An 18,872-nucleotide genomic window follows, 5' to 3' on the forward strand; every position below is an offset into this window, starting at 1 on the left:
GCTCTGCTCTGTGACAGCTCAAGCAACCGATCTGCTATCAGAAGCACTGCAACCTGAACTGGAGGCGCGCCGCGAGGCGCACCTCTACCGCTCCCGCCGTACCCTGCAAGGCCCGCAAACACCTGTGACGCAGGTGGACGGCCGCGAACTGCTGACCTTCTGCAGCAACGACTATCTGGGTCTGGCCAATCATCCCAAAGTGATCGAACGCTTTCAGCAGGCGGCCAGCCAATACGGTGTCGGCAGTGGTGCTTCCCATCTGGTTAACGGCCATAGCGCCCAGCACCATGCTCTGGAAGAGGAGCTGGCTGCTTTTACCGGACGGGACAGGGCTATTCTTTTCTCCACTGGCTTTATGGCCAATCTGGGCACGATTCAGGCTTTGGTCGGCAAGGGCGATGCCGTGTTTCAGGACCGTTTAAATCACGCCTCCCTGCTGGATGGCGGCCTGCACTCCGGTGCCCGTTTTAAGCGCTATCAGCATAACGATGCTGAACACCTGAACCGCCTGCTGAGCATGACGGACTCTGAACGTAAGCTCGTCGTCACCGATGGTGTTTTCAGTATGGATGGTGACTGTGCGCCAATGCAGCCTCTGATCGACACTTGTCAGCAACATAGCGCCTGGCTGATGGTGGATGATGCCCACGGCTTTGGTTGTTTGGGCGATAAGGGTCAGGGTATCGGTGCCAGCTTCAGCCAGAATGAAGTGCCCATTCTGATGGGCACATTAGGCAAAGCGATCGGCACCAGTGGCGCTTTTATTGCCGGTTGTGACGCCCTGATCGAAACCCTGATTCAGTTTGCCCGCCCCTATATTTACACCACCGCCATTCCACCGGCGGTGGCTGCAGCAACCCGTACCAGCTTACAGCTGGTACAGCAGGAACCGGAACGAAGAGAACACCTGAATAAGCTGATTGCTCAGTTTCGCTCCGGAGCCCAGCAAGTGGGGCTAGCGCTAATGGATTCACCAACCGCGATCCAGCCGATTCTGATTGGCGATGACGCGGAAACCCTGAGCTGGAGCCGTGAGCTGGAAAACGCCGGACTTCTGGTAACCGCGATCCGCCCACCAACCGTACCGAAAGGCAGCGCCCGTCTGCGGGTGACCCTGAGTGCCAGCCATACCGCAGATCAGGTTGATCGCCTGCTGGCCACACTGGCAACAATCGCTCAACAACGGGGTTTGCCGGAGGTTACGTTATGAGTCAGAAAACCTGTCGACCTCTGGTCTTACTGCACGGCTGGGGGGCAACTCCGGCTATCTGGCAACCTCTGGTCAGCGCTTTAAACGCACTGAATCCGGAGCGCGAAATTCTGACGCCATCAATGCCCGGCTATCAGTCTGATGACAAGCCGTGCCATTGGGCGGGTGAAAAGGCACAACTGCCGGAAGTTATCGCTCAGCTGCAACTGCCAACCGATGCCCACTGGCTGGGCTGGTCTCTGGGCGGCAACCTGCTGCTGGAGATCTCGCACCATCTGGCGAAACATAAGCAGCTACTGCCGCAAAGTCTTACGCTGTTATGCAGCAACCCAAGCTTTCAGCAACGCGAAGACAGCATGGGTATGGCGGAAGATACTTTAAGCCAGTTCCGTTCGGGCTTTGATACACAGCCGGAGAAAACCCTGAAGCGCTTCCAACTGCTGCAGATGCAGGGTGAAAGTGATCTGCGAACAGTCAAAAAACAGCTGGCAGAGCTATCTCCTAAAGAGCTGCCAGCCAAGGCAGAAACACTGGCCAACGGCCTGAGCGCGTTGGCGGTGCTTGATCAGAGAAGATACAGCGATCTGTTAGAATCCGGCTGCCCAACCCTGTGGTTACTGGGCGAAAACGATCCTCTGGTGCCTGCAGCAATAGCTGATCAACAGGACAACAGCCAGCTGCTGCCTGACTGCGGCCATCTGCCGATGTTAAGCCAAAGCCAACAACTAGCCGAGGCATTGAACACTCGCCTTAACCTGCTGGAAGCAGAGATTCCGGAGGCATCAGCCGTATGAATGCCATGACAGCACTGGCCGTTAAGTCTCCAGCCTTCCCAAAAAACCGGGACAAAAGCAAAATCGCCGATGCCTTCAGCAAAGCAGCCGGTCAGTACGATCAGCTGGCAGAAGCACAAAAGCGCATTGCGCAAAAAGTTCTGGATCTCTGCCCTGCGGGCTCTGAACAATCCGCTGTTGAAAGCGTACTGGATATCGGCTGTGGTACCGGATACTGGACCCGTCGACTGCGGGATCACACTCAGGCGCAACAGGTAACCGGACTGGATCTGGCGCAAGGCATGCTCAACTACGCCAGCCAGCAGGAGGGTAATAACGCCATTCAATGGCTGTGTGCTGATGCGGAACAGCTGCCACTTCCGGCAGAAAGCCTTGACCTGATCTTTTCCAGTCTGGCTATTCAATGGTGCAACGATTATCAGGCGCTGTTTGCAAGCATCGCCAAAACACTTAGAAGCGGTGGCGAAGCTCATATCGCCACCCTATTGCCCGGCACTCTGTGCGAACTGGAACAAAGCTGGGCACAGGTGGATAACAAGGTTCACATCAATCAGTTTGCGGAAACAAGCACCTTGATAAGTGCGATCAAAAGCTCAGGTCTTACGCTGACAGCAACCCACGAATATTGCGAAAAGATGTTCTATCCGGATCTTCGTGCGGTATTTGATTCAATCAAAGGTGTCGGTGCTCATCATAACGATGGTGAAGCGGGCCTTACCGGCCGCAGAAGCCTGTTAAAACTGAAGCAGGCTTATGAAAGCCAGCGCATAGCAGAGGGCTTACCGGTCAGTTATCAGGTACTGATTTTGTCGATCCGTAAATCCTGAGATAATCCGCCTGATTTATTCCCTATCCCATGCTTCCTGTTTAACCGCTCATAAGGCCAGACCATGAAGACCTATTTTGTAACCGGAACCGATACCGACGCGGGTAAAACCTTTTCCAGCTGCGCCCTTTTGCATGCCGCAGGCCAGCTTGGCTTTAAAACTCTGACCCATAAACCGGTGGCAGCCGGTTGTGAACAGACCGAAAAAGGCCTTCGAAACAGCGATGCCACCAGCCTTATGGCAGCGATGAATCAGCCGGAAGAGTACGAGATGGTTAATCCTATCGCTCTGGAGCCGCCAATTGCCCCGCATATCGCAGCACAGGAAGCCGGAACTCAGCTGAGTGTTACCCGCAGCGCGGGTTTCGCCCGAGGCATCATGATGGCACGGGCTGACTTGCTGCTGATTGAAGGAGCCGGTGGCTGGCGGGTCCCCCTGAACAGTCGCGAAACTCTGGCAGATCTGGCAAAAAACCTGAAACAGCCGGTCATTTTGGTCGTGGGTATGAAGCTTGGCTGTATCAACCATGCTCTGTTAACGGCTGAAGCGATCAAAGCCGATGGCCTTGAGATTGCAGGCTGGATCGCCAATCAGATCGATCCGGACATGAATCGTTATAAAGAAAACCTCGCCACGTTGGCTCATATGATTCAGGCTCCACTGCTGGCCGAAATCCCCTATACCGAAAACAGTGACTGGAAAGCCGCTGCGGCTCATATTCCGGAGGCTGCAGTTAAATATCTGCTGGGAAGCGCCTAAATAAAACCCAACGATAAGATTTACATCTAAAGCCTGCTTCTGAGAAGCGGGCTTTTTATTGGTTGAGATCCTCTTAATTTTTGATATGTTACATCATAACATTTTGGAATCGAATTCAACGATGACCGCACAACAACCAATCTTTACCAGCACGGATAATCCATCAGAGATAACCAGAGATGCTGAGTATCTTTCGGATCAGGATCCGCTGATTCTCACCGAGATCTATCAACCTGAAGTTCACCTGACCTGCTGGCAAAGAGATCTGGATGAAGCCTGCCTTAATTATGTGCAATGGCTGACAGAGCGCGGACGCTTACTTCCTGTTCGCCTTATCACCAAACCGGAAGAGTTACTCAAACAGCTTAAGCAGGATCTGCCGGATCACCCTAACCGGGATGCTTTTTTGTCTGATGTCGTCCTCCTGGCCGATATGTTTGCCTGCTTGTTCGATATGGAAGAGGTCGGATTGAGACTCTCTTTATTGAAGCAAGCCATGTGTCCCCGCTTCCATGTCGATCGAATCGGCGCCCGCATGGTGTGTACTTATATTGGTCAGGGGACAGAGTGGCTGGCGGCTGAATGGGTTGATCGCTCTAAGTTGGGACATGGCAGCAACGGCCTGCCTGATCATCAATCCGGCCTCTATCCCAAGCATGTAACACCAAACCAAACCTCAACCGGTGATGTCATTATTATGAAAGGTGATACCTGGCCGGAGCATGAAGGTCGGGGTGTCGTACACAGATCTCCTGAATGCAGTGAAGAAACACCCCGATTCTTTTTAAGTCTTGATGTGATGTGAATGTGCTGATGTGATGTGAGTGTGCTTATCTTATTGATGAACAATAATTTTTTGTTTTTTCCGCTTTTAGCTTGACCGAAAAAAACACTTAACTATAATACGCTCCGTGCTGCGGGAGTGGTGAAATTGGTAGACACGCCAGATTTAGGTTCTGGTGCCGTAAGGTGTGAGAGTTCGAGTCTCTCCTTCCGCACCATCTTCTCTTCCCTCCGACATCTTTCTTAAAGATGTCACTGAAGATGGCCCAGCACGGTTTAGGATTACATTTCAAATCCTGAACAGACAATTGCCGATCAATCGAGATCACCTCCTCGGATCAGGCATACAGATGTGTTTCAGACACAAGTTGCGGAAGTGGTGAAATTGGTAGACACGCCAGATTTAGGTTCTGGTGCCGTAAGGTGTGAGAGTTCGAGTCTCTCCTTCCGCACCATCTTTATTTTCCCCCAAGCTTAAATATCATCACTAAGATTAACCTTCTTAGGGATTTTTCTTCTCCGCTGACTAGCCCTCGCCCCATACGTTATCCACACCCTCAATATAAAACTGCCTTGTGGATAATTATCTCTGTTAGCCAAGAGCACTGAATAAAAAGCTTATAGCATTGGCGTAAAATACAAAAAGCGTTATCAGCTAACAGGCTCCATACTAATCCTATCCGGTTTATATCTCGTAAAAAGTCTGTCTGGCCAACAGGAACCAACAGATGCGGCATTTGTTAGGGAATACACGCTTATTTTTTCAGTCAACGACCTTCTGCACACAAAGCGTTCATCGCTCGGTTGCGACCCGCGCTTCTGGCTGTACACTACTCTTACTGTGTGTATTCACGCAGTCTATGCTTTTACTTCCAAAGCAGGTCGTTGCGCTACCACTCCAGGCACAAACCTTCTATCAACAGCTACCTGCTTATGAGAAAGCACGTTGGAAGGCTCTGATTAACGCTGAGCCAAATCAGAAAATCACCGATAAAAGCTTTATTTTAAGCGGATCAGATTTTTCAGCTGAAGATGAATGGCTTGCCAGCTACGCACATCTTCAAAACAATCCGGGAGCTATCTGTCGCTTCCCGGCTCGCTATCGCTTTATGCAAACGTATACCGATCTTCCGGTGAGAAACCCGCTCAATATCTGTCCGGAATACCGAAAGTTTGTTGAAAACGTCCCTTTTGATCAGCTGAAGCTGGTTTACGCCTCTGCAGATGTCTCAAGCCCAGTCACTATGATGGGGCATGTCATGCTGGCCACTGAAGGTATCAACAACAAAGGGCGGCTAACACGAAACTCCATCTCATTTTCCGTCGATCTTGAACAGATCAAGCTACTGAAAGATGGCTGGCGGACACTGGTCAGCGGTAAGGAAGGTTATCTGGCCATCACACCTCTGAAAGAGCATTTCGACTTTTACCAAAATACCGAACAGCGCGATGTGTGGAGTTTTACTCTGATCCTGCCGGAGAGAAATCTTCCGCTGATTCGCGATCATATCTGGGAGCTGAAACAAACACGCTTGGACTATCTGTTCCATAGCTATAACTGCGCAACCTTGATCGCGAATATTCTGAAGATCAGTCAACCAGAGCTGGATGTCAGCTATTGGACAAGTCCGCTGGATGTTGTTCAGGCTGCAGAGAAAAACCAGCTAATCAGCCAAAGTGAGCTTCGGGCCGCCTCCAGATGGCAGCATCACCAGATTTCGGATGATGATTTTCCCTATCCGGCGAAACAAAACAGGGACTCTCAGATAAATATTGGCTTTACTATCAGTAAGAGGCTTGGAGATGTTGCCACCCTTGAATGGCTGCCGACATCTCACACCCTTGAGGATTATCAGCTCAGTCGCTTTAGTGACAGCGAACTGAAAATAGCAGGAATCACGCTTGAACATCAGCTCGTCAACAACCGAACAGAATTACAACAGCTGGATTTTTATTCGGTAGTGAAGCTCACACCAAACAAAGGGCTTTACGACGAACTATCCGGGCGTTTGCAGCTGGGTTATAAGCCCTTCTACGATGCCAAACTGACACGGCAAAAAACCGGTTATATCGAAGCTGGCGTAGGTAAAACCTATCCGCTCACAGAATCACTTTATCTGTTCGGATTGATCAACGCAGGATACCGCCCCTTGAATGATGCAGACGGGCTCTATGTCAGGCCAGAAGCAGGTGCTTACCTCTACAGCTCACCCTTCTCAACCGGAAAGCTAAAAACCCGACTCACAACTTCTGCCCTGAGACTCAAACAAGATCAGTGGCAACAGGATTATCAGTTCACTCAAACCTTCTCTTTTAGCGGGCAAGCCTTAGTCCTGAGTTATCGCCATTTAACCCACGATAAAGACAGCGAGAATATTACTCAGCTTGTCTGGAAACATTATTTATAGAAGAAACACCAAAAAAGAATCTTTTTTATTTCATTTAATCCAGATTTAAATCATCAAAATAAAGGTTTTGGCTAATTGTAATCAAAATAAATGCTCAGTATTATCGGCCAACCTGCTGGAATATATTTTAAAGGAACTAAAACATGAAAAAAATTATCATCGCAGGCGCGATTGCTGCAGCATCTACCCTTTCAATGCAAGCTCAAGCGAACGCATGGGCTGAATGCGGCATTGGCGCAATGATTTTTGAAGATAATCGAGCTGCGGCTGCAATCTCAAACATAGTTTGGGATCTAGGCACAACAGCACTTTCTTCTGAAGCTTCCAGTAAAGATAACTGTGAAGGTAAAAAGTACAATACTGCAGTGTATATCCAAAAGGCATATCCAAAGCTGGAAGAGGAAACAGCTTTTGGTTCTGGTGAATATATGAATGCTATGCTGGAAACTGCTGGTTGCGGTGTAACGGAAACCCAGGCTGCTTCAGCTGCAATTCGCCAATCTTTCTCTAAAGTTGTAGCTTCTCCTAACTTCGACACCATGTCATACAATGAGAAAGCTGAATCTTACTACAACACTGTAGTAAACAGCGCAGCACAAAACTGCACTAACAGCTAATTTCTAAGCAACAAACCAGCAGGCTAAGGCCGGCATTTTTGCCGGCCCTTCAAACCTATGCGTTACTTTCTAATACTTCTTTTTTTCATATCCAATCCAGCTTTATCAATAGACCTAGAAACTGCACAAAAAAGGGCAAAAAGTAACAAAATTTGGCAAAGCGAAGAGTGGTTAGGTTTGCTTTTCTACGAAAAGAGATCGGATGGATACCTCAGTAAAGTCACCTCCTCTGATTTCTTCATTTCGGCAAATGGTTACAAATCCCCTTCATCAGAGGTATCTGAAGCACTAAAAGCTATCTATACGAAAAATATTAAACTGCGATGCCAGTTTATTGCTCGTACCGACTGGCTTATTCAAAAGCTTAATATTCCTGACGAATACCACATCTCCTCTGAATGTAAAGATTTCAATGAATGGGCAAAACCTGAAAAAACCAAAAGCATCAGCCTCGTTTTTGCTACAGGCTACTTTGGCAACCCAGCGTCTTATTACGGACACTCCCTAATCAAATTTGACCAACAAACGGCCGGACAAGGCTTAAACGATACTGTAGTCAACTTTGGAGCTGAAACCCCAGAGAACGAAAACCCTTTAATCTACATCACAAAGGGGATTTTTGGTGGTTATCAGGCACAATTTACCAGTGGAAAACTTTACGAACATGAAACCATATACGGCCAGGTGGAGTTGAGAGATCTTTGGCTCTACCAGCTCAGCCTATCAGCCAAAAAACAACTTCTGCTTCAAAAGCACCTCTGGGAACTTAGAGGGCAAAGTTTCCAATATTTCTTTTCCAGTGAAAATTGTGCCTATTTTATTGCAAGGGCAATTGAGAATGCCTCTGGAAAGACAATTGTTCGTGATCATCCAAGTAAATCTGGCTGGGTGATACCAATTAACGGATTTATGGAACTTTATGAACAAGGAGCTATTAGCAATATAAGCTACATTCCATCAAGAAGTAGTCAGCTTTTAAATGAGCTTCAGCAATTATCAAGCAGCGACAAAAAAACCTTAACAAAGCTTTCCTATTCAGAGTTTGCTAATTTCGAGCTCAAAATACTTACTTCTACTGTTTCGGAAAAACTGTTACAAGCGAGCATCAGCTATGCAACTTATATGGCCAGTGCTGATAAGGATAATAAAAAGTATTGGAAAACCGTAAGAAAGAAACTTATTACACACCGATTCAGCCTCCCCCCGTCCGGAAGAGAAGCTCGGAATACTGAAAATACAAATCAAGCAGAGTCTCCGCCACATCTTGGAGATAGGCCATCAAAGATAGCCATTAGTTCTTGGTTTGAAGACAGCTTATCAGGTCTCACACTAACTTTAAGGGTTGCCAATTCAGATCAACTCTCTAAAAACCAGGGACGAATCCCTTACTCTAGGTTGGAAATGCTCAAGATTGAGATGGACATTGACGAAAGTAGCTTAGATCTACGCCAGCTAACTCTTGTTGATATCAAATCACCCAATATCTCTAAAACAGGCCTAAAGGGTGATGGAGGTTATTCATGGCAACTATCTGCAATAATCGCCCCCTATGATTTTTCCTGCGAATCTTGCCTAACGGCTTCGGGAACCGGAGGGTTCGGTAAAACCGTAGATTTTGGTCAATCAGCGTTATACAGCTATCTTATCGGAAAGATAAACACCCCATATCAGAATGAAAGTCAGTTTTCAGCGGGAATTAACCTTGGATATTTATCTCAGAGCAACGATTATATTCATCCAAAGTTTGACGTTATCTATTTAAAAGGCATTGATAACAAAAGATCGGAAAACCTGATTTGGAAAGCTGAAGCCAGATATATTAGCCCCCAAAATTGGGATAACAGAATAAAGCTGGAACATCACAATGAAACCAGACTTTCCTTCGAGTTTGGTTATCTCTTCTAAACAAAAAACCGGCTGAGGTTGAACCTCAGCCGGTTTTCAGATCAGACAATTGAATTCCGCTCTCAGCGATTACTCACCGTAGAACAGCTCTTCTTCCAGATCCATCAGAGTTTCTGCACCAGCATTAACCTGAGCCGCCAGAGACGCCGCCTTAGGCAGTACTCGGGCGTAGAAGAAGTTAGCAACCTTCACCTTAGAGCTGTAGAAACCGCTGGTGTCATCTGCCGCTTTAGGCGCAGCAACAGATACCATACGAGCCCACATGTAGGCGTAAGTTACCAGACCGAACAGATCCAGATAATCCTGAGAGGCTGCACCGATCTCTTCCGGGTTAGCAGCTGCCTTCTCAATAACACCTTCAGTCACCTGAACCAGAGTATCCAGAGCTGCTGATAGTTTTTCCAGATAAGGCTGAACCAGAGCGTTATCCGCATTAGCTTCGATGAAGCTACGCACATCCTGCTCAAACAGTTTTACGTATTCGCCTTTGTTGGCAACAACTTTACGGCCCATCAGATCTAATGCCTGAATACCGTTAGTTCCTTCATAGATCTGCGCGATACGGGCATCACGCACATACTGCTCTGCGCCCCACTCACGGATGTAGCCCTGACCACCATAGATCTGCTGAGCAGTGATGGTGCAGTCCAGACCACGGTCTGTCAGGTAAGACTTAGCCACAGGCGTCATCAATGCAACCAGTGCGCCTGCTTTCTGGCGAACTTCTGCATCTTCGTGATACTTGGACATATCCAGCTGCATACCGACATAAGAAGCAAAGGCACGACCGGCTTCGTTGAAGGCACGGACATTCAGCGCCATACGACGAACATCAGGATGAACCAAAATGTTGTCAGCCGCTTTTTCAGGGTACTTAGCACCAGTTGGGGCACGGGACTGAATACGCTCCTGAGCGAAGTCCATAGCACTCTGATAGGCAACTTCACCCAGACCCAAGCCCTGAATACCAATAGACAGGCGCTCGTAGTTCATCATGGTGAACATACAGGCCAGACCTTTGTTAGGCTCACCAATCATCCAGCCCTGAGCACCATCAAAGTTCATTACGCAGGTCGCAGAACCCTTGATACCCATTTTGTGCTCGATAGAACCACAGAATGCAGGGTTGCGCTCACCCAGAGAACCATCTTCGTTGATCAGGAACTTAGGTACCATAAACAGGGAGATACCACGGGAACCCGCCGGAGCATCCGGCAGTTTAGCCAGTACCAGATGGATAATGTTCTCAGACAGATCGTGTTCACCACCGGTGATAAAGATCTTAGTACCGCTGATCTTGTAAGAACCGTCAGCATTTGGCTCTGCCTTAGTACGGATCAGCCCCAGGTCAGTACCGGAATGAGGCTCGGTCAGACACATGGTGCCCATCCAGCGACCTTCATACATAGGCGGCAGCAGCTGCTCTTTCATCTCGTCACTGGCATGGTTATCCAGACACAGCGTGGCACCGGAGTTCAGCGCCGGATAAAGAGCGAAAGAAGCATTTGAAGAGTACAGCATCTCTTCAAACAATACGGTCAGCATTTTAGGCATGCCCTGACCGCCAAATTCGATATTACCGCCCAGACCCATCCAGCCGCTCTCAGCCATCAGCTGGAACGCTTCTTTAAAGCCTTTTGGCGTGGTTACTTCGCCATCGTTAAACTGACAGCCTTCTTCGTCACCGGTGCGGTTCAGAGGAAACAGCTCGTTTTCATTGACCTTGGCACCTTCTTCCAGAATCGCATCAACCAGATCAGGGGTAACTTCCTGAGTCGCCGGCATAGAAGACCAGAGCTTATCAGCTTCAAAAACTTCGTTCAGAACAAAACGCATATCGCGTAAGGGAGCTTTATATTTTGCCATGGGGCCTACTTCCTCTTGGTTCTCTTAATTCTTTTAATACATTTCAGCATCATAGAAACCTAGCTGAAACAGTCAGAGATTACTGAATCTGATCCGGGGAAAGCCCCTGAAAAAATTCGACCAGATTTTGAATTTTGGTCATATTACTGAATGAGACTCTGAGCTGCCAGCTTGCTGCGTGACTTACGAGTTCAGGTTTTATGCGGGTTTCAGCCGTTGTGCGCCGCAAGATAGAGCCGGTGCAAACTGCAGAAAAGTCAAGGGGAACAGCTTTATTCTAAGGTCTATGAATTCAAATAAAAAAGCGGGCCCTCCCTGGCCCGCACCAGTCGTTGGAAACAAATCAACGATGCTTCAGGATCAGATTTCGAAACCTGCACCGAACTGGTCTGCATCCATTGCCATCAGACTATCGCCACCTTCTGCCATGGTCGCAACCAGAGCTTTGGTACGCGGCAGAAGCTTGCTGAAGTAGAATTCAGCAGTCGCCAGCTTGCCTTTGTAGAAAGCGGTCTCTGTGGTGCCGTTAGCCAGTGCTTCCTGAGCAACCTTAGCAGCCTGCGCCCAGAAGTAAGCCAAGGTCACGTAACCGGAGTACATCAGGTAATCAACTGAAGCAGCGCCGACTTCATCGCGGTTCTGCATCGCTTTCATACCAATCTGCATCGTGATATCACCCCACTCTTTGTTCAGCTTAGCCAGAGGGGTAACAAACTTAGCCATGCCGGAATTGCCTTCCTCTGCCTGACAGAACTTGTGCACCTGCTTAGTGAACTTACGCAGACTTTCACCCTGATTCATCAGAATCTTACGACCCAGAAGATCCAGCGCCTGAATACCGGTTGTACCTTCGTACAGACGGGTAATACGGGCATCACGTACAAACTGCTCCATACCCCACTCATGGATAAAGCCGTGACCACCGAAGATCTGAATACCTTCGTTAGTCGCTTCAAAGCCAGCTTCGGTCAGGAAAGCTTTAACAATCGGAGTCAACAGACCCAGCAGATCATCTGCCTCTTTGCCCTCTTCACCACCCGCAGACACTTTGTCGATCAGCTGAGCGGTGTAGTAGATCAGAGCACGGCCACCTTCAGCATACGCTTTCTGAGTCAGCAGCATACGACGCACATCTGGGTGAACAATAATAGGATCAGCAGCTTTCTCAGGGGCTTTAGGACCGCTCAGAGCACGCATCTGCAGACGGTCACGGGCATAAGCCAGTGCATTCTGGAAAGAAACTTCGGTCAGGCCCAAGCCCTGAATACCTACGCCAATACGGGCTGCATTCATCATTACGAACATGTAGGACAAGCCTTTGTTCGGCTCGCCAATAATGTAGCCTTTCGCGTTATCGAAGTTCATCACACAGGTGCTGTTACCGTGGATACCCATCTTGTGTTCGATGGAGCCACACTGAACGCCATTGCGCTCACCTGCTTCACCGTTCGCATCAGGAGTAAATTTAGGCACGATAAACAGAGAAATACCTTTAGAACCTTCAGGTGCGCCCGGCAGTTTTGCCAGCACCAGATGCACGATGTTGTCAGACATGTCGTGCTCACCGGCAGAGATGAAGATCTTGGTACCGCTAACCGCGTAAGAACCATCCGCCTGAGGCTCAGCTTTTGTGCGGATCAGACCCAGATCCGTACCACAATGAGGCTCGGTCAGGCACATGGTGCCGGTCCAGCTGCCTTCCACCATTTTGGTCAGGTACAACTCTTTCTGTTCTTCAGTGCCGTGGTGCAGCAGCGCATCCATTGCACCATGAGACAGACCCGGATACATACCCCAAGACAAATTCGAAGAGCAAACCATCTCATTAAGTACCATACCCAGAGACTGAGGCAGGCCCTGACCACCGTAACGGGTGTCCTGAGTCATGGACGGCCATCCACCTTCTACGTACTGCTTGTAGGCTTCTTTAAAACCGGTTGGCGTTGTTACTTCACCATCCTTGTACTGACAACCTTCGCTGTCACCCACCTGGTTCAGGGGGGTCAGAACTTCTTCAGAGAACTTAGCGCCCTCTTCCAGAATAGCGTTAACAATTTCCGGAGATGCCTCATCCCCATTTGGCAGCTGCGCGTAGTGGGCAGGGAAATCCAGCATCTCGTCCATAACAAAACGGATATCACGCAGGGGAGCTTTATATGTTGGCATATCGACCTCGGCTGTTCTTGTTGTATGGCCTGTAGCTTCTCAGAAGAGTGTTGTTTAAGAAGCCAGACAGATCAAATAAAGAAATCTAATTCAAACGTATGTTTGAAACTTAAGACAGACGAAGATCAGGGTCAAGAGGTATTTTGATAAAATTACTGTCCGGTCGGTCGCGTTTTACTGCCCTGCAAACGCAAAAAAACCCCTATTCGGGGCTTTCAGTTTATTTATCAGGCAGTTATCGCAACCTGCTGGCCGGTCACAGTGGGCGGATAGCTCAAACCCAAAGTATCAAATCTGTCCTTCAACTGCTGAGCGGGTGTCATTCCCGCAGCCATCTGTTGATCGGCTCCAACAAAAGTCTGTGGAAAGCTCAGTCCAAAGGAAAAGCTTTTAGGTTCCTTATACATGCCTGAAGGTAACTGGTTATCTTCAGCATCCTCACCAAACAACTTAGGGCCATTTTCCTCTTCTGACTCTTCCGCACCTTCCAGCTCTTCTGACTCATCTGTGCCTTCAAGAGCTTCTGTACGCTCCAGATATTCCTGCTCACGAATATCGATGCGGGCTTCATTACCCATAGCTCGGGCTTCAGAGGCCACCTTCAGATCCTGCTCCGAAGGCTGTGCCGGAGCAAGTGCAGCACGCTCGACAATCTGAGATTTATCCAGAGTCGCTTCGGGGTCATCGGCAACCGGTGAAGTATCAATCGTGACATGACCACCAACCGCATACTCACGACCATCCGGGCCTTCGGTCATCTCATAGGATGGCGCAGAAGCATAGCGACCACCAACAGATGCATGAGCCTGCTCATGAGTGCGAACTTCCTGATCACGCTTGGACAGCTCAGAAATAATCTGCTGCTTTTCCCGCTCAAGGCTCGCCTTCTCATTTTCTGCTTCAGCTTTTTCCACAGAAGTAGCTGTCACGGAATCAGCTGCGCGCTCTTTCTCGCGATAATCCTGAACAAGGCGACTGTATCGCGATGCACTACTGACGGATGGCGTTTCCATAAAAGACCTTTAAACGGACAAATTCACAGAAGATTAATTAAACGATTGATAGGGCTATTATGGCGAATTTTGAACGCTTTTTCACAACCAAATCCCGTGATCTGATTCATTTTTGTAACCACCCATTAGATAGCTAAAAAAAGCATCTTAATAGGATGTTGATATATCAGCGATTATCGGACATCCACGATGTAACAGTACTTTCCTGCCAAAGCTTGATTTATATTCACAAAAAAGCCTCGCAAACTGCGAGGCTTTCATGTTGAGCAGAATATGCTGCCGTAACGACCTATTCGTCGATAAAGCTACGCAGATGCTCAGAGCGGGTTGGGTGACGCAGCTTACGCAACGCTTTCGCCTCAATCTGACGAATACGCTCACGGGTTACATCAAACTGTTTACCCACTTCTTCCAGAGTATGGTCGGTGTTCATATCGATACCGAAACGCATACGAAGTACTTTGGCTTCACGACCTGTCAGGCCACTCAGAACAGAACGAGTCGCTTCGATCAGGCCTTCACCGGTTGCGGTATCGATTGGAGAATCGGTACCAGTATCTTCGATAAAGTCACCCAGATGTGAATCTTCATCATCACCAATCGGGGTTTCCATGGAGATCGGCTCTTTTGCGATCTTCAGGACTTTGCGTACTTTATCTTCCGGCATCTCCATACGCTCACCCAGCTCTTCCGGAGTCGGCTCACGGCCCATCTCCTGAAGCATCTGACGGGATACACGGTTCAGCTTGTTGATCGTTTCGATCATGTGAACCGGAATACGAATGGTACGCGCCTGGTCAGCAATAGAACGGGTAATCGCCTGACGAATCCACCAGGTTGCGTAGGTGGAGAACTTGTAGCCACGACGGTATTCAAACTTGTCTACCGCTTTCATCAGACCGATGTTACCTTCCTGAATCAGATCCAGGAACTGCAGACCACGGTTGGTGTACTTTTTCGCAATAGAGATAACCAGTCGCAGGTTAGCCTCAACCATCTCTTTCTTAGCGCGACGTGCTTTAGCTTCACCAATCGACATGCGACGGTTAACTTCTTTGATCTCGCTCAGGTTCAGGTTAACGTCTTTCTCAACGGCCAGAATCTTACGCTGACAACGCAGGATTTCGATACGCAGTGCTTCCAGAGCATCCGCATACTTCGGTTTATCCGCCAGTACGTTGTCCAGCCATTCCAGGTTAGTTTCATTACCCGGGAAGGAAGTAATGAACTCTTTGCGGGTCATCTTAGCTTTACGTACGCAAAGCTGCATAACACGACGTTCCTGCTTACGGATCTCGTCCATGCTGTCGCGAACACGCGCAACCATGGCATCAAAATTCTTAGGCGTCAGCTTGATCGGCGCAAAGTAATCCGCCAGTGCTAACTGCGCAGCCTGATATTCAGCGCTGTCAGTGCCTTTCTTCTCTGCAACATCCAGTACAACATCGTGCAGCTCTTTCAGACGGGTAAAACGAATGCGCGCCTCTTCCGGATCAGGACCGCTTTCGGTTTCTTCCTCATCATCCAGATCATCATCGTCTTCAGAATCATCGTCGGATTTTGCACTGGCTACAGGACCTGCAGGAACATCACCGTCATCCGGATCGATATAACCGATCAACAGATCACTCAGGCGACCTTCTTCAGTCTGAGTTTGATCGTAGGTGTCCAGAACGTTCTGGATCGTGCCCGGCAGATAAGATACGGCGTGCATAACTTCACGCAGACCTTCTTCGATACGCTTAGCGATAACAATCTCGCCTTCACGGGTCAGAAGCTCTACGGTGCCCATTTCACGCATGTACATACGGACAGGGTCGGTGGTACGGCCTACATCGGATTCCACTGCAGCAAGAGCTGCAACAGCTTCTTCTGCGACAACTTCATCCGTTGAAGAGTCACCATCGGTCATCAACAGGGTTTCTGCATCAGGCGCTTCCTCGGAAACACTGATACCCATGTCATTGATCATGCGAATGATATCTTCAACCTGATCTGGGTCTGAAATATCTTCCGGGAGGTGGTCATTTACTTCTGCGTAAGTGAGGTAGCCCTGTTCCTTTCCGCGGGCGATCAATTCCTTCAAGCGCGACTGTTGCTGCTCATTTCCAGCCATAGATACCCTATCTCAAATGTAGTGCAAAGAACGAGGTGGGAAAAATGCTAAGCGTTCAAATTTAGCATAATTCGGCCTTGACTTCCACCTGATTCTAAATTATTGCGAAACTTCAGCGTCATCACCTTCCGGCTGACTTTTCTTTTTAGCCAACAGGTTAAGCAACATCACCAGCTCTTCATTTTCATTTTTGGTCAGCTTCTGACCGGATCGGCTTTTTCGCGTCAGCTCGTCAAAACGTTGATCGTGCTGATATTCACGCCGCTTAAGCTCCAGTGACCGGAGCCATTCTTTAAATTCTGAGACGATAAACTCTTCGGCGAGCACCTCTTCCAGTGCAATCTGATCCAGTAACCGGCCCGTTTCTGTGCCGTACCAGTGCGCCTGCAATGAGGAAGTGGTGACTCCGGGGGTACATTTCAAGTATTCGAGCACCTGATCAAAAACTTTTCCCCAGAAGAAGCCTTTGTTTTCGTCGATAATCGCCTTTAATTGCTGATGCTCGTCAGCAGACAGTGCCTGACACACATCGGGGCAACGCACCATCCAGACCAACAACTTATAAGCGTAGCTGGTCGATAGCTTTACTTCCGGTTCGCTATCGGCCTGTATCTCAGTTTCTGCAGCATATTCCGGAATAATATCAGCAGGTTGGCTTTGCACAGGCTCGCGCACTACAGGCTCAGGACGGCTTTCAATCTGTCCCTGAAGGTCGCTGTCGTTTACACCAACCAGCTCTGCCAACTTTTTAATCAGAAGCGTTCGTAAGATACCTTTCGGAATTTTCTGAAAGAAAGGCATCGCTTTCTGGGTCAACAACGCCTTGCCCTCAGGTTCCTGAGGATTCAGTCCCTGCTGCAGGAAGCGGAAGAGGTATTCCGAGAGAGAATCCGCTCTGACGATACGCTGTTCGAAAAGATTCTTGCCATTAGCCCGAACCAGGGAATCAGGATCCTGGCCTTCAGGCAGAAACATAAACCGGGCTTGTCGACCATCAATCATGTGGGGCAGAACATTTTCCAGCGCCCGCTGGGCTGCTCGTTCGCCGGCTTTATCGCCATCAAAACAGAACACCACTTCCGGCACGACTTTAAACAGTCGCTCCATGTGCTCAGAAGTTGCGGAGGTTCCCAGTGTGGCAACGGCATACGGAATACCCGCTTCAGCCAGCGCCACCACATCCATATAACCTTCTACAACCAGCAGACGCTCCAGCTGACCGGGTGAGGTTTTAGCTTCGTATAAGCCGTAGAGTTCTTTACCTTTCTGGAAAACCGGTGTTTCCGGCGAGTTCAGATACTTAGGCTTCTCATCACCTAATACCCGACCACCAAAGGCGATGACCTTGCCGCGCCAGTCCCGGATCGGGAACATAATGCGGTTACGGAAACGATCATAAGTACGACCGGTTTCCTCTTTCTGCACCAGAAGCCCCAGACTGATCTGCTCTTTCTCGCTGATGTTCTGACCAACCAGATACTTCTTCAGCAACTCCCAGTCGTCCGGTGCGTAACCGATGCCAAAACGCTCTACCGTTTCCGGTTTAAGGCCTCGGTGCTGCAGATACGCCTGCGCCCGCTGATGGCCTTCAGCCACTTGCAGAGAGTTCCGATAAAACTGGGTCGCCAGCTCCAGAGTTTCAGCTGATTTTTTCGCTGCCTGACGCTTTTTGGCTTCAACAGGGTTTTCGTCACGGGGAATATCCATCCCCATCTGCTTGGCAAGATCTTCTATCGCTTCCACATAACCAAGGCCATCATGCTCCATAAGGAAACCGATCGCATTGCCATGGGCACCACAACCAAAGCAGTGATAAAACTGTTTGTCCTGACTGACAGTAAACGAGGGCGTTTTTTCGTTATGAAACGGGCACAAGCCATGCCAGTTGCGACCGCTTTTTTTCAGCTTAACCGCACTTCCCACTACATCAACGATGTCTGCGCGTGCGACAAGGTCATCGATAAAATATTGAGGAATCCGACCGGCCATAAGGGCACTAACTACCTAACGAAAGTAAGAACTTAGACAAGAGACTGTCGGAGCGACAGTTCAGTTTTGCAGCTTCTATAAAATGAAAAACGGCCGCCGGTTAAGGCAGCCGTTTTTACCCCTAAAAAGACAACCGTGCAGACCGAAATCTGCAGAGAGGTTGCTTAGTACAGACGCTCGAAACGTTTCTGTTCGCGCTGTACCTTTTTAGCGTGACGTTTTACAGCAGCAGCTGCTTTACGCTTACGAACCCAAGTTGGTTTCTCGTAAAATTCACGACGACGAACTTCGGCCAGGATTCCAGCTTTCTCACAAGAACGTTTGAAACGACGCAGAGCAACGTCAAACGGCTCATTGTCTTTAACTTTAACAGCAGGCATTAAAGACTCACCACCTTAAAAGTAATAGGATTGAAATTA

At 48.8% G+C, this 18,872-nt stretch carries 14 protein-coding genes and 2 tRNA genes; 10 read left to right on the top strand and 6 right to left on the bottom strand.

Annotation, left to right across the window (positions count from 1 at the left end; genetic code table 11):
- Positions 1–10: 10 nt before the first annotated feature.
- From bioF to BV405_RS09935, 10 genes are all read left to right on the top strand, one after another.
- Complete coding sequence (gene bioF / locus BV405_RS09890; protein WP_245832290.1) at positions 11–1,210, top strand: 8-amino-7-oxononanoate synthase; 1,200 nt, start codon at positions 11–13, stop codon at positions 1,208–1,210.
- Complete coding sequence (locus BV405_RS09895; protein WP_086480691.1) at positions 1,207–2,004, top strand: alpha/beta fold hydrolase; 798 nt, start codon at positions 1,207–1,209, stop codon at positions 2,002–2,004. The genes bioF and BV405_RS09895 overlap by 4 nt, the downstream gene beginning before the upstream one ends.
- Positions 2,001–2,831: a malonyl-ACP O-methyltransferase BioC gene (gene bioC, locus BV405_RS09900; protein WP_086480692.1), complete on the top strand. Its 831-nt coding sequence runs from the start codon at positions 2,001–2,003 to the stop codon at positions 2,829–2,831. The genes BV405_RS09895 and bioC overlap by 4 nt, the downstream gene beginning before the upstream one ends.
- 63 nt (positions 2,832–2,894) lie before the next feature.
- Complete coding sequence (gene bioD / locus BV405_RS09905) at positions 2,895–3,590, top strand: dethiobiotin synthase (protein ID WP_086480693.1); 696 nt, start codon at positions 2,895–2,897, stop codon at positions 3,588–3,590.
- Between the two features lie 121 nt (positions 3,591–3,711).
- Positions 3,712–4,395, top strand: coding sequence for a DUF1826 domain-containing protein (locus BV405_RS09910; protein ID WP_176330106.1), 684 nt, complete (start codon positions 3,712–3,714; stop codon positions 4,393–4,395).
- A gap of 111 nt (positions 4,396–4,506) precedes the next feature.
- A tRNA-Leu gene (locus tag BV405_RS09915) sits at positions 4,507–4,591 on the top strand.
- A gap of 152 nt (positions 4,592–4,743) precedes the next feature.
- Positions 4,744–4,828 (top strand) — tRNA-Leu (locus BV405_RS09920).
- Between the two features lie 405 nt (positions 4,829–5,233).
- Positions 5,234–6,781 carry a lipoprotein N-acyltransferase Lnb domain-containing protein gene (locus tag BV405_RS09925; RefSeq protein ID WP_176330107.1) on the top strand — a complete coding sequence of 516 codons (1,548 nt, stop codon included), beginning with the start codon at positions 5,234–5,236 and terminating at the stop codon, positions 6,779–6,781.
- Between the two features lie 143 nt (positions 6,782–6,924).
- Positions 6,925–7,398 (top strand): DUF3015 family protein, encoded by a 474-nt coding sequence (locus BV405_RS09930; protein ID WP_086480696.1) that lies wholly within the window; start codon positions 6,925–6,927, stop codon positions 7,396–7,398.
- A gap of 57 nt (positions 7,399–7,455) precedes the next feature.
- Complete coding sequence (locus BV405_RS09935) at positions 7,456–9,303, top strand: Lnb N-terminal periplasmic domain-containing protein (RefSeq protein ID WP_086480697.1); 1,848 nt, start codon at positions 7,456–7,458, stop codon at positions 9,301–9,303.
- Between the two features lie 69 nt (positions 9,304–9,372).
- On the opposite strand, the gene BV405_RS09940 is transcribed toward BV405_RS09935, so the two are convergent.
- The 6 genes from BV405_RS09940 to rpsU all read right to left on the bottom strand — a co-directional run bounded on the left by BV405_RS09940 (position 9,373) and on the right by rpsU (position 18,833).
- On the bottom strand, positions 9,373–11,169 hold the full coding sequence (locus BV405_RS09940; protein WP_086480698.1) for an acyl-CoA dehydrogenase C-terminal domain-containing protein: 1,797 nt from the start codon (positions 11,167–11,169) through the stop codon (positions 9,373–9,375).
- Between the two features lie 360 nt (positions 11,170–11,529).
- Complete coding sequence (locus BV405_RS09945) at positions 11,530–13,335, bottom strand: acyl-CoA dehydrogenase C-terminal domain-containing protein (protein WP_086480699.1); 1,806 nt, start codon at positions 13,333–13,335, stop codon at positions 11,530–11,532.
- Positions 13,336–13,562: 227 nt separating this feature from the next.
- Entirely contained in the window at positions 13,563–14,348 is a 786-nt protein-coding gene (locus BV405_RS09950; RefSeq protein ID WP_086480700.1) for a putative metalloprotease CJM1_0395 family protein, read from the bottom strand.
- Positions 14,349–14,637: 289 nt separating this feature from the next.
- Positions 14,638–16,464 (bottom strand): RNA polymerase sigma factor RpoD, encoded by a 1,827-nt coding sequence (rpoD, locus tag BV405_RS09955; protein WP_086480701.1) that lies wholly within the window; start codon positions 16,462–16,464, stop codon positions 14,638–14,640.
- Positions 16,465–16,563: 99 nt separating this feature from the next.
- Complete coding sequence (gene dnaG, locus BV405_RS09960; protein ID WP_086480702.1) at positions 16,564–18,453, bottom strand: DNA primase; 1,890 nt, start codon at positions 18,451–18,453, stop codon at positions 16,564–16,566.
- A 164-nt stretch (positions 18,454–18,617) separates the two neighbouring features.
- Positions 18,618–18,833 (bottom strand): 30S ribosomal protein S21, encoded by a 216-nt coding sequence (rpsU, locus tag BV405_RS09965; RefSeq protein WP_028304873.1) that lies wholly within the window; start codon positions 18,831–18,833, stop codon positions 18,618–18,620.
- Positions 18,834–18,872 lie beyond the last annotated feature (39 nt).

This window comes from Oceanospirillum sanctuarii (genome assembly GCF_002150805.1).
GTDB lineage: Bacteria > Pseudomonadota > Gammaproteobacteria > Pseudomonadales > Halomonadaceae > Oceanospirillum > Oceanospirillum sanctuarii.